Below are 14005 nucleotides of genomic sequence, written 5' to 3'. Positions count from 1 at the left end.
AGGCTTTTTTAATAGTCTAATCCCTATTTAAAGTGTTTATAGCTTATTGAAGGATCGTAGAGACCTGATCTTTTTTCACCTTTAATGGACGGAATCGTTAAAATAATATCCGGTTCCACCCAGTTGGGATTTGTCGGATCAGGGAGTTTATCCTTATTGGCTTCATACAGCTTACGCCACATAAATGGATTTCCATATACTTCTTTTTTGGCTGCAATATTCCACAAACAGTCCCTTTCCCCTCTCCACGTCCTGATTCTATATTGAGAAGGAAGTTCTGCAAGGCCTGTGTCATCCTTTCCCTTAACTACCGAAAGAGCATCCATTACTCTTTGGGCGCATACGACTGCTACATCATAGTTTTCGTTATCGAAGGCTATGCTTCCTGCGTTTAAGGCTTCTTCCGCAGTTTTATAAGCATCTGGATATTTTTCTTCGGCTCCGTTTGCCTTTGCCCAAGTGAATCTGGTACGGGCCTTGTTCATTTCTTGTTCAGCTTCGGTTTTAGCCAGCATTCTTTGAATGAACTCGGAGGATTGCTGTGCATAGCTTTCTGCAAGTTTGGAGTATTCTATGGCAGCGTCGTAATCTCCTTCATCATAGGCCTTTGTTGCAAGTTCCATATAAGCCCTGCTTTTTCTTTGATATTCATTGTCATCATAGGAGAGGGCAAAAAGAGGTATTAAAACCAGTAAAAATATTAAAATTGTGATAAGTTTTTTCATTATTTGCCTCCTTCTGTTGTTGTTTGATTATTTTCGGTATTTGCAGGTGCATCGCCCTTGGTGTTGATGTTTTCAACAGGCGCTCCGGTCTGAGGTGTTGACAGGTTTTGTAAATCAAGGTCTCCTTCGGTAAAGCCTTCTCCGCCTTCGGTCAAAGGAGCTTCTTTGTCGGCCTCTAAGGCCAGATCCGAGCTTTCCTGCTGCCGTTTTGCAGCCTCAGCCATAGCTCTCTCGGCCTCTGCCCGTTTTAAAGAAACCTCTACGTATAGTTTTGCAAAAAGTTTTGCAGCTTCATCATACGACATGTAGGCTTCCTTATAATCAGCCTTATCGGCAGCCGATTTTCCGCGGTTATATGTTTTGACGGCATTGTTGTATTCTTCCTTTCTGCTTCTTGCAACCTTGATCGAATCACAGTAATATTTACTCTCTTTTGCAGAATCTTTTGCTGTTTTGGCAAATTCAAAGTATCCCTTATTTACAACTTTTTTATAAAGCTTCAAAGCGTCTTCCGAAGATTCTTTTGCCATCTTATGATCTAAGGGGTAATGATCTACGGTATTGATTGAAAACCTTTCGGCATCTGCATAGTCTGACGGGGAATATGCTGCAAAACCGTTAGCTTCTATTTCGGTTCTTAAAGCTGCTGAACTCATCAAATTTGAAAGGGTTTCATATTTGATGACGGCTTCGTCGTATTTTGCTATAGCTTCTTTTAAATTCCCTGTTTCGGCAGCTGTGTCGGCCGTTTGTTTAACGTCATCCGCAGCATTAAAAAAATCGGGATATGCTTCGTCTGCACCCAGCTCTACAGCTTTTTTTCTCGCCTTGTTAACCTTTCCGTTTTCACCTTGAAAAAGTTTGAGATTGGCAAGAAGAGGGTCAGTCTTGGGTACTTCCGGCTTAACGTCTTCCTGTTTAGGATCTTCTTTTTCTACGTCCGGAGCCTTTACTTCTTCTACTTTCGGCTCAGGCGGAATATCTTGTGTTTTTTGCTTTGATGCACATGATGCAAACAAAAGCGGCACAAGGATAGACATCAAAATCAGTAATTTATAATTTTTCTTCATTAAATACCTCCCATTTGATATTAACTAATAATACTCTTTTTTTACTCTTTTTTCAAGCTGTAATTTTTTTTTCTCACATATTTAAAAAATTACTATTAATTACAAAAAAAAACTATAAGAATTATAGAGAGGTATATATGAAAAATATAATTTTACAAAAAACCCGTGAAGATTGCGGAGCTGCATGTATTGCAAATATATGCAGGCATTATGGGAAGCCGATCGATATAGATAAGATAAGAAGGCTGTTTCAAGGCGGTAAAAGGGGAGCTTCAGGTTTGGGCATAATTCATGCTGCCGAGACCTTAGGGTTTTCATGCCGAGGGGCTCTTTCTGAATCAAAAGAAATCCCAAAAAATATTCCTATGCCCTTTATTGCTCATGCTGTAAGGGGGAGCGATAACCATTATCTTGTCGTTTATAAATCGGATTCAAACTATGTTTATTTGGCGGATCCCTCCGAAGGATATAAAAAAATAAACACAGAGGTTTTTCAAAAAAATTGGACAGGCGCTTTTTTTATACTTTTGCCCCAGCCGGATTTTTCCGAAAAAAGTGCTTCATCAAAGGGCTTAACCAGATTTTTGCCTATTTTAAGGTCTCACAAAAAAATATGTGCGGAAATTTTAATAGCGAGCATTATCCTGTCTTTTTTGGGCATTATTAGTGCGTTTTATTTTAGGTTTTTGATTGATGAGGTACTAAGCTCCAATTTAAGAGAGACTCTTACCGGTTTTTCGGTAGGCTTTTTGGGCGTAATTATTTTTAGAAGCCTTTTGGGTTTGGCCAGAAATCAGCTTTTGATGAGTATGAGTTATAAGATTGATACGGTTTTGGTCTATCGATATTTTGAGCATGTTCTTCACTTACCGATGCGTTTTTTTACGGGAAAAAAGACCGGAGAGCTTGTTGCAAGGATGAACGATACTGTTACGATAAGGCAGGTTATTTCCGCTACGGCCCTGACCGTTGTTTTAGATTCATTGATGCTTATTTTCGGAGCAATATTTTTAATCTCCCTCGGTTCAAATCTGCTTGTTGCAGCCCTTGTGCCTGTGGTGGTAAGTTCGGTTTTGGTATGGCTGTATGCAAGGCCTTATCAAAAAATGATAAGGGCCAGGGCCTCCGCCGAGGCCGAAAAACACTCCTGTATTGTTGAAAGTCTTAACGGAATAGCTACGATTAAGGCCTTGGGTGCCGAATCTAAGGCCCTTGAAAGAGCCGAGTTTAAAATCGTAAGTGCCATCAGAAAGGGTATCAAACTTGCATCTTTTTCCAATTATCAAAACAGCCTCCAAAATTTTATCGGAAGATGCGGAACCTTGGCTATTTATTGGCTCGGAAGTTTAAATATCTTAAACGGTTCAATGTCTTTAGGCCAATTAATTTCCTTTGTCATCCTTTCAGGTTATTTTTTGGATCCTCTTGCAAGGCTTTTAACTCTTCAGCCACAGCTTCAAGAGGCCTATGTTGCAGCGGAAAGGCTTGCTGAAATCTTTGATGAAGAAACCGAAGAAAATTTGGATAAGGGAAAAATCGAATCGAATGGCCTTGCAGGCAAAATCGATATAAAAAATTTATCCTTCGGCTACGATTCCCATTCAAAAAATTTGAAGAACATAAATTTAAGTATAAATCCCGGGGAAAGGGTCGCCTTTGTCGGTGCTTCAGGTTCCGGCAAGACCACCCTTGCAAAGCTTTTGATGAAATTTTATTCTGCACAGGAAGGGGATATTTTTGTAGACGATATAAACCTAAAAGACTTAAAAAACGATTCTTACCGTAAGCAAATAGGCTATGTTCCTCAGGACATTCTCTTGTTTTCGGGAACGATAGCGGAAAACATAAATTGGAGTTCAGGAAACGGTGATTACAGGCGGATGATGGCAGCTGCCGAAGTTTCAGGCGCTGCTTCTTTTATCGAATCCATGCCCGATAGGTACAATACCCTTGTCGGGGAGCAAGGCACCACCCTTTCCGGAGGAGAAAGGCAGCGTATAGCTATTGCACGTATCCTTTTACACAATCCATCCATGCTGATTTTGGATGAGGCTACTTCAGCTCTGGATGGAATTTCGGAAGCGGAAGTTTTGAATACTCTCAAAGAAATCGGTGCAGGCCGGACTTCGATAATCATAGCTCACAGGTTAAGCTCAATCAAGGACTGCGATAAAATCTTCGTGTTCGATAAGGGCGAAATAGCCGAGGCGGGAACACACGCAGATTTGCTCGAAAAATACGGGGTTTATTCAAGATTATGGGAAACACAAAATATGGAGGAGGTTGTAGCATGAAATCCATCTTATATGTTGAAGATTTAACTTATACCGGCGAAGTGCTTCAAGAGCAAAAAACCGGGATTTTCAGTTCCGTAATTTCAATTATCTGCCTTCTGGCTCTTTGCACAACGGCTTGGCTTATTTTAGGAAAAAAAGAAGAAGTTGTAAGGGCTTCAGGAATGGTGCGTCCCATAGAAAATGTTTCCTTTGTAAAAAGTTTTACGGCAGGGAAGATACAAAATATTCACTTTACCTCTGGCCAATATGTCGAAAAAGGGGCTATTCTTTTAAGCATTGACGATACGGTTGCTCAAAAGGAAAGACAAAACCTTGAGGATCTGATGCTTAAAATCGAAGAAAAAATTAAGGATACAGAAGCCTGCATTAAAAGTGCTGAAAAAGACTTAATGCTCGTTCCCTTTGAAAGAAAAATAGCTTACAAACGGATGGAAAATTATTTTTCGGTAAAAACAAATCTGGAAAAAGCTTTAGAGCTAAACTCCAGAATTTTTGAAGAGGAAAAAGCTCTTCCAGATTTTAGTTTGGCAAACCAAAAAATTGAGCTTCTCAATTTAAATGTTGAAAAAAGCAAAAGAGACTTGGAGCAGTATAAAAATTCTTTTTTCCATTCCCTTCTCAGCGAAAAAGAAGCCTTAGAGTTTCAAAAAGAAAATTTAAGCAATTCCATTTTTAAAATGGAAGAAAGTTTAAAACTTTTTACAGTCTATGCTCCTATTTCGGGAGAAGTGCAGGAAATTTCATCTCTTAACTGCGGGGATAATGTTTTTAGCGGCCAAGAAATATTAAAGATTGTGCCTTCCTCAAGTGAAAACATTAGGGTTGTGCTAAGGCTTCCTTCTTCGAAGGCGGGGCTTGTAAGAGAAGACATGAAGGTTCGTTTAAAATTTCCTGCCTTTCCTCATCATGAATTCGGCAGCCTTGACGGGCAAGTGGAAACCATCCTCCCCGATGTTTTCTTGGGAGCAAAAAGTTCCGAGTATGCCGTCTTTGTAAAATTGGATGGGAATACCTTGCCGGATAAAAAGGGTATGGCTCATTTTTTAAAAGTCGGATTGGATGCCGAGGCATCGATAATCACCGAAACTGGTTCTATCCTGTCATTTATACTAAAAAGATTGGAGGTAAAATGAAAAAATTTGTATTAAATATAATTTTTGGTCTTATTTTATTTTCAGCCAATGCTGAAATAAAAATGGAAGTCGGTATAAAAGAATTTTTTGATAAGATAAATCCTCTGATTGAAAAAAATCAACAATATAAAAAAATGGAATTGAGTTTTAAGCTGAATGAGATGAGTCTGCTTTCGGAATTTGCAGGGTGGATGCCTTTTCCGTATCTTGATGTAAATACTTCTGTTTCAGGTACAGAACTGGATAAGCACTATAAGGCTTTTGATATTGCTGCATCCTTAGGGATCAGTCAAAGGCTTCCTCTGGGCATGAGCCTTAATCTTACAGGTAAGCAATCATGCGGAATTTTTTTTGACAATAAACCGGACTATTCCTATAAATTTAGCTCTTCTGCCGGGCTGAATGTCCCGCTTTGGTTTATGGCTCCTTCTGCCTTGCCTGATTTTGTAAAACAGGAATTCGGCCTATATCAAAATAAAAGGCGGCTTTCCATGCTTGAAAGGGATAAAAATAAAAAGGCCCTGATTATTAAAATGATTTCGGCCATAGGCTCGGAAAAAATCTTAAAGAAAAAGCTGGAGCTTTTAAAAAATGTACAAAACTGGAATATCGAAGAAAAACAAAAAAACGAAATTTTATTTTTGCAAGGAAAGCTTTCTGTTCTTGATTTTTCCGAAAAGAACAAAAAGATTCGGCAGGAGGAAATTTTACTGTTTCAAGCGGAACAAAGCTATGAAGCTCTTATAGGTGAAATAGAATCTATGGGGTTAACTTTTAGAGATTTAAATGAAGATATTGATTCTTGGCTTGATTTTTTTGAAAATTTTGCTTTTTATCTTCAAAAAGAAGCTTCAGTTGAGGATGAGCTAAGCCTTTTACGGCATGAAATTTCTTGGATGCAGTCGGTTAAAAATTTTAATAATAGTATTCCAAGGCTTTTTTTCTCTTTCGGTGCCGATGTGCTTCCGTCGAAAGACCGTTATCCGTCTTTTCCGGCAGCCTTTATGGGCTATTGGAAGGATAATCCAAGGCTTAAATGGTCGGTATCTATGAATTTAAGGATAAATCTTTCTCCATTACATGATGATTTTAGGCTGAATAAAAATTTTAAAATTTTAAAAGAAATTAACTCTTTGAACGAGACCTTTTTAAGACGCAGCCTTGAAGAAGAAAAAAAGAAAGGATTAAAAAATATCGAAAAAGCCCTGTTTACATCCGAAATGTCAAAATCCTCCCTTGAAATTCAAAAAAAGTACTTTACCCTTGCCGAAGAGCTCTATAAGCAGGGCAAGAGCAGTATTCACGAATTATATGCTGCTCAAAACCTTTTAGAAGAAGTTAAAATTAATTATTATGCTGAAAGATTTTCTTATATTTTGAGTGTTTTGCAGACTTATAACTTTTAAAAGTACCGGATTTTTTAAGTTTATTCGTGCGGAGGGTTTAATACCCTGTTGCTACGCAACGTACGCTCTGCGTTGGGGTTGTTGATTCTTTAAAATCAGGCATCCTTTCTTTATTTAGGAATGTCTGATTTTATTTCTAATTTCGCTAAAATTCCATGTCAAGCTATTGACAAAAAATACTCGATTTGATAAAATGCTTGAACCTATTTTGTTGGCATTTTGCTCCTGTAGCTCAGTCGGCAGAGCACAACCATGGTAAGGTTGGGGTCAGCAGTTCAATTCTGCTCGGGAGCTTTTCGGAAACGATGACCTAGAATTTTGCGGAGGGTAAAGTAATGGCTAAAAAAACGGCTGTAGAGCTCATAGCTCTTCAATGCAGCGAATGTAAAAGAAGAAATTATACTACATCTAAGAACAGAAAAAACATTCAGGGTAAGCTTGAATTGATGAAGTATTGCTCTTTTGATCGCAAGCATACATTGCATAAGGAAACAAAGATAAAGTAGTCGAATAAGTCCGTGCCGTAAGGCATCGGGCTTAGATTCAATTAGGTCAGTAGCTCCAATGGTAGAGCGTCGGTCTCCAAAACCGAATGTTGAGGGTTCGAGTCCTTCCTGGCCTGTAATTTTAAAAAACGAGGTTTTTATGGCTAAAATTGGAACTTTTTGGAAAGAATGTATAGGCGAGCTTAGAAAAGTTGTCTGGCCTACAGCTTCTGAAGTTGGGTCTTCAGTAAAAGTAGTGTTGATTTCTACCCTTATTGTAGCTGTTTTTCTCGGCGGTCTTGATGCTTTCTTTATAGCTTGTGTGGGTTGGATATTTTAAGTAATGGCTAAGGCTTGGTACATTCTTCATACCTATTCGGGTTATGAGAATAAAATTGAAAGAACAATACGTACTCTGATAGAAAAAGGGATTATCTCCGCTGATTTTGTTACAGATATAAAAATACCTGAAGAACTTGTAATTGAAAATAAGGGCGGAAAAAAACGCAATGTTAAGCGCAAGTTTCTTCCCGGTTATATGCTGGTCGAAATGAACCTTCCCGATCTTGGCTGGAAAAGTGTTTGCTCCGAAATCCGCAAAATTCAGGGTGTTACAGGTTTCTTGGGAACGGCAGGCAATGAAAAACCTCAGCCTATTTCTCCCGATGAAGCAAAGGAAATCCTGCAAAAAACAGGCGAAATTAAGGGCGACAAGAATATCCGAGTTATTCAAAATTTCAGTGAAGGACAGCATGTTAAAATCATCGAAGGTGCTTTTGCCTCGTTTACCGGCGTCATCGATGAAGTTATGGCAGATAAAAATAAGTTAAGAGTTATGGTTGCGATCTTCGGCCGTACTACACCGGTTGAAGTCGAAATGTCTCAAGCCGAAATCATTTAAATTTTAAACAAGGTGCGGTGCTCGGCATCAGCACTTTAGTTGTATATTACGGGAGGAGGGAATACCTCCGTTTGTACCGGAAGGAGAGAAAATGGCAAAGAAAAAGGTTGTGACACAGATTAAACTTCAGTGTCCCGCAGGAAAAGCAACTCCTGCGCCGCCTATAGGCCCGGCTCTAGGTCCGCACGGTGTAAGTGCGCCCCAGTTTGTACAGCAGTTCAATGACCGTACAAAGTCCATGGAGCCCGGTTTGGTTATCCCCGTTGTTATTACGGTATATGCCGATAAGAGTTTTACTTTTATCCTCAAAACACCGCCCGCATCGGTTTTAATCAAAAAAGCCTGTAAGATTGAAAAAGGTTCTGCCACATCGGTTACTGCAAAAGTCGGAAAACTTTCAAAGGCCGCATTGGAAGAAATCGCAAAAACAAAGATGCCCGATATCAATGCAAACGACATTGAAGCTGCAAAGAAAATCATTGCAGGAACTGCACGAAGTATGGGTGTAGAGGTGGAGCGCTAGTATGAAACACGGAAAAAATTACAAAAATGCACTTGCAAAGTATGATTCTGCAGCATCCTACGAGCTTCCCAAGGCTGTTGATATTGTCAAAGAGCTTAAATACGCCAAATTCGATGAAACAGTTGAAGTTCATGTAAGTTTGACCCTTGGTAAGGGACAGAGCGTTAGAGATACCCTTGTTCTCCCCCATCAGTTTAGGGGTGAAAAAAAGGTTTTGGTTTTTTGTACGGACGACAGAGTAAAAGAAGCTCTTGACGCAGGAGCTGCCTATGCCGGTTCCACGGAGTATATCGAAAAGGTAAAGGGCGGCTGGCTCGATTTTGATATCGCAGTTGCTACCCCCGATATGATGAAGGATGTAGGACGCTTGGGTATGGTACTCGGCCGCAGAGGCTTAATGCCTAACCCCAAGACGGGAACGGTTACCACGGATATTGCAAGCGCTATAAACGAGCTTAAAAAAGGCCGTGTAGAATTCCGCGCCGATAAGGGCGGAGTTGTTCATCTCCCTGTTGGCAAGGTTTCTATGGATTCTTCCAAGATTGTGGAAAACGTACAGGCTCTTATCAACGAAACGATGAGAAAAAAGCCTGCCGATGCAAAGGGCGACTATATCAGATCCGTATCGATTAGTTCGACAATGGGCCCCGGTGTTTGGGTTGATTATAAGGTAGGAGAGTAAAAATGGCATTAAGAACAAAAAATCCGAATCGCCAAAAAACCGAAGCGATTGAAAGCATCAAAAACGATGTAAAAGCCTCCTCCGCTTTTATTTTTACCGAGTACAGAGGCTTAAAGGTTGAGCAAATCACTGAGCTCCGCAAAAAGCTCAGAGAAAATGCTTGCACATACAAGGTTGTACGCAATAATTTTGCACGCATTGCTTTTGAAGATGCCGATATTAAGGATGTAGATTCTTGGTTAACCGGACCTACAGCCTTGGCTATGATTGCAGAAGATGCAAACCTTGCCGCTAAGACCTTGTTTGAATATGCAAAAGATGCTCCGGCTCTTGTAATTAAGGGCGCGGTAGTTGACGGTGAAATTTATGATGCCAAGCAAATCGAGGCATTTTCGAAACTTCCCGGCAAAAAAGATCTTATTGCAATGTTTATGTCTACAGTCAATGCTACAACTTCCAAGTTTGTACGCACCTTACAGGCGATTGTGGATAAGGGCGGCGCCCAAGGTGCAGCTCCCGCAGAAGCAAAAGCTGAAGCTCCTGCTTCAGAGGAAAAAGCAGCTGATACGCCGGCCGAACAGCCTGCAGAGTCTGCTCCCGAAGCAGCTCCCGAGGCTTAAAACAAACTTTCGGATATTTCCGAAAGAAGTTAAGCAGTCAGGCTTCAAAAGCTGACCCCCTGTCTGCTTAAGGTGCTTAAAAAGCACAAAAATCTAATTTTTAAGGAGAAGATAATATGGCAGCATTAACAAATGAACAAATTATTGAAGCAATCGGCGAAAAAACGATTCTCGAACTTTCCGAGCTTATCAAGGCTATGGAAGAAAAATTCGGTGTAACAGCCGCTGCTCCCGTTGCAGTAGTTGCAGGCGGAGCTGCAGGAGGCGGAGCCGCTGAAGAAGAGAAGACAGAATTCACTGTTACTCTTAAAGGTCTTTCCGATCCCGGTAAAAAGATCGGTGTTATTAAAGAAGTTCGAAACGTTATTCCCGGCCTCGGCTTGAAGGAAGCTAAAGAGCTTGTTGAAGGAGCTCCGAAAGTCCTTAAAGAAGATGTTTCTAAAGAAGAAGCAGCCAAGATTAAGGAAGCTATTACAGCCGCCGGCGGTGAAGTTGAAATTGCTTAATAAGCAAAATACCGGCTTTATGCCGGACCTTGTTGTGCTTCTTCCAAAAAGAAGCACAACAGCATAGACAATGAATTTTCTCTAAGACTTCCTGTATGAATTCTCAGGAAGTCTTTTTGTGATTAAATATAGACTTGGGGGGTAATGGATGTTTGCAAGAGGTCAAAAAATAGATCGAAGGTATTACGGTAAGGATGTTCCGAATTTTATGGAGCTTCCTAATCTCATCGATATTCAGATTCAATCTTACAATAAATTTTTAAACAAAGAAAAAAAGACAGATGAGACCGAGATTGAGGGCTTAGAATCGGTATTCCATACAACTTTTCCTATCGAAAGTACAAATGAAGACATGGCTTTGCAATATCTATCCTATTCTCTCGATTATGATAGTATTAAATTTTCTGAAATTGAATGCAAACAAAAGGGACTTACTTATTCCGTCCCTTTAAAAGCCGAAATAGACTTATTTTTTAAAGAAACTAAGGAAATTCGCCGCAAAAACATCTACATGGGCGATATTCCTCTGATGACGGAAAGAGGAACCTTTATTATAAACGGAGCGGAAAGGGTTGTAGTTTCTCAGATTCACCGTTCGCCTGGTGTTATCTTTTCGCATGAAAAGGGTGTTTACTCAAGCCGCATTATTCCATACCGAGGAACATGGCTTGAATTCGAAATAGATCAGAAAAAAGAGCTTATCTACGCAAAGCTTGACAGTAAAAAGCGAATTTTAGGTACGATATTTTTACGTGCTCTCGGATATGACACAAGAGAAAAAATTATCGACCTTTTCTATAAAACAAAGACAGCCAAAATATCTCCGGATAGGACAGAGTATGAAGAATTAATAGGTCAGGTACTGGCCAGAGATGTCTATGTAAAGGGTGAAGACGGCGAAAAACGTAAAATGCATCAAGCCGGTGAAAAAATTCATCCCCACAACATCGACGATTTAATTCAAAATGACGTTAAAAAGATAACGATAATCGACTTTAAGGGAAAAGACTCTTTGGATTCTCAGATTATCATCAATTGTTTTGAAAGAGAAGAAATCAAGTACACTCCCGATCCGGCCGTAAACGATGAGCCCACTGTTGAAGATGCCCTAAACGCAGTCTACAGCGTTATCCGTCCGGGAGATCCTATTACCTACGAAAATGCAAAAGAAGACCTGCACAATATGTTTTTCACTGCAAGAAGGTACGATATAGGTAAGGTCGGCCGATACAAATTAAACAAAAAATTCGACTATTCCGATGACGTGAAAGGTACAACCTTAATTGAAGAAGATATATTTAAGACAATGAAATTTTTGATCAAGGTTTACATAGGTGAAGAAAGCATTGACGATATCGACCACTTAGGAAACAGGCGAATTAGGTCAGTCGGCGAAATTATGACCGATGTTCTAAAAAAAGCCTTTTCCAGAATGGAACGTATTGCCCGTGACAGGATGAGTTCTAAGGAAATGGATACCATCAAGCCTAAGGACTTAATTTCCATTAAGCCCATCGTTGCGGCTATTAAGGAATTCTTCGGAGCAAGCCAGTTGTCCCAGTTCATGGATCAGGTAAACCCCTTGGCCGAGCTTACTCATAAGCGCCGTCTTAATGCATTAGGTCCAGGCGGTCTTTCGCGCGACAGGGCAGGCTTCGAGGTACGAGAAGTTCACTATACCCATTATGGAAGAATGTGTCCTATCGAGACCCCTGAAGGTCCGAACATCGGTCTTATAGTTTCTATGGCAAACTATGCCCGTGTAAACGAATACGGCTTTTTGGAAGCTCCCTATGTAAAGGTTGTAAACGGGGTTGCTACCCGCGAAATCGAGTACCTGTCTGCAATGGATGAAGACAAATATTTTATCGGACAGGTTTCTTCCGCTATCGGAAAGGACGGAAAGATCAATACGGATCAAGTTTCGTGCCGAAAACTTGGAGACTATACTTCAATAAGCCCGAAAGATATCCAGTACATGGATGTTTCGCCTAAACAGATTATATCCGTTTCGGCTTCTCTAATTCCCTTCCTTGAGCATGACGACGCTAACCGTGCCCTCATGGGCTCTAACATGCAGCGTCAGGCTGTTCCTTTAGTTTTCCCCGAACCTCCGCGAGTCGGAACCGGTATGGAAAAAAAGTGCGCCTATGATTCGGGCGTTTTGGTTAAGGCAAAAAGATCGGGAAAGGTTGAGTTTGTTTCTTCCGATACGATTATCATAGCCCCCGAAAAGGGAAAAAATAAAGAAGATAAGGACGAGTACACTCTCTTAAAATATCAAAGGACGAACCAAGAAACCTGTTACCATCAGCGCCCCATCGTCAATGTAGGCGATACGGTTAAGGCAGGCCAGCCCATAGCTGACGGTCCTGCAACCTATAACGGAGAATTGGCCCTAGGCCGAAATATCCTCGTAGGATTCGTTCCTTGGAACGGTTATAACTATGAAGACGCTATCTTAATTTCACGCAGAGTTGTAAAAGAAGATATGTTCACTTCTATTCATATAAAAGAGCTTTCAACCGATGTTCGGGAAACAAAACTGGGTGCCGAAAAGATGACCTGCGATATTCCGAATAAGTCCGAAAAGAGCTTGGATGACCTTGACAGCGAAGGTATTATCCGCATAGGCTCTAAGGTAAAGCCCGGAGATATCCTTGTCGGAAAGGTTACTCCTAAGAGCGAAAGCGATACAACCCCCGAATTTAAGCTCCTTAATTCTATCTTCGGTGAAAAGGCTAAGGAAGTTCGGGATACCTCCCTGCGTGTTCCCCACGGAACCGAGGGAACGGTTATCGATGTTCAGCGCTTAAAGAGGGATCAGGGAGATGACTTGAGCCCCGGTGTAGATGAAGTTGTAAAGGTCTTAATCGCTACAAAACGAAAACTCCGCGAGGGGGACAAGATGGCAGGCCGCCACGGAAACAAGGGTCTTGTAGCCAGAATCCTCCCCGAAGAAGATATGCCCTACATGGAAGACGGAACACCTCTTGATATTTGTCTAAACCCGCTCGGTGTTCCTTCACGAATGAATATCGGCCAGATTTTGGAATCGGAGCTGGGCCTTGCAGGATTAAAATTGAATGAGTGGTACGAGTCTCCGGTTTTTGAGTCTCCCAGTATGGAACAGATTGAAGCGAAGCTTAAAGAAGCAGGTTATCCTACCAGCTCTAAGGTAAAACTCCGAGACGGCTTAACCGGCCGCCTCTTTGAAAACGAGGTATTTGTCGGGGTTATCTACTTCTTAAAGCTGGCTCACTTGGTAGACGACAAGATGCACGCCCGATCAACAGGCCCCTATTCTCTTGTTACCCAGCAGCCCTTGGGCGGTAAGGCTCAATTCGGCGGTCAGCGTTTGGGAGAAATGGAAGTTTGGGCCCTTGAAGCTTACGGTGCAGCCAACACCTTGCAGGAGCTTATTACAATCAAGTCCGACGATATGCACGGACGATCTAAAATATATGAATCCATCGTTAAGGGCGAGCCTTCAAGCTCTGCCGGTATCCCCGAATCCTTTAACGTATTGGTACAGGAATTAAGAGGTTTAGCTCTAGACTTTACAATCTATGATGCAAAGGGTCAGCAGATTCCTTTAACCGAAAGGGATGAAGAGCTAATTAAACGCGAAAAAACAAGTACTAACTTTTAACGGAA

At 40.9% G+C, this 14005-nt stretch carries 13 protein-coding genes and 2 tRNA genes; 13 read left to right on the top strand and 2 right to left on the bottom strand.

The window, feature by feature from the left end; translation table 11 throughout:
* Positions 1 to 23: 23 nt before the first annotated feature.
* A complete protein-coding gene (locus TDE_RS11495; protein WP_002674029.1) occupies positions 24 to 725 on the bottom strand; it encodes a DUF4398 domain-containing protein in 702 nt (233 codons plus the stop codon).
* Complete coding sequence (locus TDE_RS11490) at positions 725 to 1795, bottom strand: hypothetical protein (RefSeq protein ID WP_002675892.1); 1071 nt, start codon at positions 1793 to 1795, stop codon at positions 725 to 727. The genes TDE_RS11495 and TDE_RS11490 overlap by 1 nt, the downstream gene beginning before the upstream one ends.
* Positions 1796 to 1932: 137 nt before the next feature.
* Between TDE_RS11490 and TDE_RS11485 the strand changes: the two genes are divergently transcribed.
* The 13 genes from TDE_RS11485 to rpoB all read left to right on the top strand — a co-directional run bounded on the left by TDE_RS11485 (position 1933) and on the right by rpoB (position 14000).
* The gene (locus TDE_RS11485; protein WP_002680370.1) at positions 1933 to 4089 is read left to right on the top strand and encodes a peptidase domain-containing ABC transporter; all 2157 of its coding nucleotides are present in this window, start codon (positions 1933 to 1935) and stop codon (positions 4087 to 4089) included.
* A complete protein-coding gene (locus TDE_RS11480; protein ID WP_002680368.1) occupies positions 4086 to 5225 on the top strand; it encodes an HlyD family secretion protein in 1140 nt (379 codons plus the stop codon). Before TDE_RS11485 ends, TDE_RS11480 begins: the two co-directional genes overlap by 4 nt.
* Complete coding sequence (locus TDE_RS11475) at positions 5222 to 6631, top strand: TolC family protein (RefSeq protein WP_002680365.1); 1410 nt, start codon at positions 5222 to 5224, stop codon at positions 6629 to 6631. The genes TDE_RS11480 and TDE_RS11475 overlap by 4 nt, the downstream gene beginning before the upstream one ends.
* Before the next feature lie 221 nt (positions 6632 to 6852).
* Positions 6853 to 6925: transfer RNA gene (locus TDE_RS11470), tRNA-Thr, on the top strand.
* Positions 6926 to 6966: 41 nt separating this feature from the next.
* Positions 6967 to 7137: a 50S ribosomal protein L33 gene (gene rpmG, locus TDE_RS11465; protein ID WP_002667594.1), complete on the top strand. Its 171-nt coding sequence runs from the start codon at positions 6967 to 6969 to the stop codon at positions 7135 to 7137.
* A gap of 43 nt (positions 7138 to 7180) precedes the next feature.
* A tRNA-Trp gene (locus TDE_RS11460) sits at positions 7181 to 7253 on the top strand.
* 23 nt (positions 7254 to 7276) lie between these two features.
* Entirely contained in the window at positions 7277 to 7456 is a 180-nt protein-coding gene (secE, locus tag TDE_RS11455; protein ID WP_002667596.1) for a preprotein translocase subunit SecE, read from the top strand.
* 3 nt (positions 7457 to 7459) lie between these two features.
* Positions 7460 to 8017, top strand: a complete 558-nt coding sequence (gene nusG, locus TDE_RS11450) for a transcription termination/antitermination protein NusG (RefSeq protein WP_002667597.1) — start codon at positions 7460 to 7462, stop codon at positions 8015 to 8017.
* A 91-nt stretch (positions 8018 to 8108) separates the two neighbouring features.
* Positions 8109 to 8540, top strand: a complete 432-nt coding sequence (gene rplK / locus TDE_RS11445) for a 50S ribosomal protein L11 (RefSeq protein ID WP_002667599.1) — start codon at positions 8109 to 8111, stop codon at positions 8538 to 8540.
* A gap of 1 nt (position 8541) precedes the next feature.
* The gene (gene rplA, locus TDE_RS11440) at positions 8542 to 9222 is read left to right on the top strand and encodes a 50S ribosomal protein L1 (protein ID WP_002667601.1); all 681 of its coding nucleotides are present in this window, start codon (positions 8542 to 8544) and stop codon (positions 9220 to 9222) included.
* Positions 9223 to 9224: 2 nt separating this feature from the next.
* The gene (gene rplJ / locus TDE_RS11435; RefSeq protein WP_002680363.1) at positions 9225 to 9842 is read left to right on the top strand and encodes a 50S ribosomal protein L10; all 618 of its coding nucleotides are present in this window, start codon (positions 9225 to 9227) and stop codon (positions 9840 to 9842) included.
* A gap of 116 nt (positions 9843 to 9958) precedes the next feature.
* A complete protein-coding gene (rplL, locus tag TDE_RS11430; protein WP_002667605.1) occupies positions 9959 to 10348 on the top strand; it encodes a 50S ribosomal protein L7/L12 in 390 nt (129 codons plus the stop codon).
* Positions 10349 to 10496: 148 nt separating this feature from the next.
* Positions 10497 to 14000 (top strand): DNA-directed RNA polymerase subunit beta, encoded by a 3504-nt coding sequence (gene rpoB, locus TDE_RS11425; RefSeq protein ID WP_002680361.1) that lies wholly within the window; start codon positions 10497 to 10499, stop codon positions 13998 to 14000.
* The last annotated feature ends 5 nt before the right edge of the window (positions 14001 to 14005 follow it).

This window comes from Treponema denticola ATCC 35405 (genome assembly GCF_000008185.1).
Taxonomy (GTDB): domain Bacteria; phylum Spirochaetota; class Spirochaetia; order Treponematales; family Treponemataceae; genus Treponema_B; species Treponema_B denticola.
The sequence above is the reverse complement of the archived record's forward strand: the minus strand, read 5'-3'. Positions and strand labels throughout refer to the sequence as shown.

Coding starts and splice junctions, on each gene's coding strand:
- TDE_RS11485 (WP_002680370.1), top strand. CDS start 1,933: ATGAAAAATATAATTTTACAAAAAACCCGTGAAGATTGCGGAGCTGCA.
- TDE_RS11480 (WP_002680368.1), top strand. CDS start 4,086: ATGAAATCCATCTTATATGTTGAAGATTTAACTTATACCGGCGAAGTG.
- rplK (WP_002667599.1), top strand. CDS start 8,109: ATGGCAAAGAAAAAGGTTGTGACACAGATTAAACTTCAGTGTCCCGCA.
- rpmG (WP_002667594.1), top strand. CDS start 6,967: ATGGCTAAAAAAACGGCTGTAGAGCTCATAGCTCTTCAATGCAGCGAA.
- TDE_RS11490 (WP_002675892.1), bottom strand. CDS start 1,795: ATGAAGAAAAATTATAAATTACTGATTTTGATGTCTATCCTTGTGCCG.
- rplA (WP_002667601.1), top strand. CDS start 8,542: ATGAAACACGGAAAAAATTACAAAAATGCACTTGCAAAGTATGATTCT.
- nusG (WP_002667597.1), top strand. CDS start 7,460: ATGGCTAAGGCTTGGTACATTCTTCATACCTATTCGGGTTATGAGAAT.
- TDE_RS11475 (WP_002680365.1), top strand. CDS start 5,222: ATGAAAAAATTTGTATTAAATATAATTTTTGGTCTTATTTTATTTTCA.
- rplL (WP_002667605.1), top strand. CDS start 9,959: ATGGCAGCATTAACAAATGAACAAATTATTGAAGCAATCGGCGAAAAA.
- rplJ (WP_002680363.1), top strand. CDS start 9,225: ATGGCATTAAGAACAAAAAATCCGAATCGCCAAAAAACCGAAGCGATT.
- rpoB (WP_002680361.1), top strand. CDS start 10,497: ATGTTTGCAAGAGGTCAAAAAATAGATCGAAGGTATTACGGTAAGGAT.
- TDE_RS11495 (WP_002674029.1), bottom strand. CDS start 725: ATGAAAAAACTTATCACAATTTTAATATTTTTACTGGTTTTAATACCT.
- secE (WP_002667596.1), top strand. CDS start 7,277: ATGGCTAAAATTGGAACTTTTTGGAAAGAATGTATAGGCGAGCTTAGA.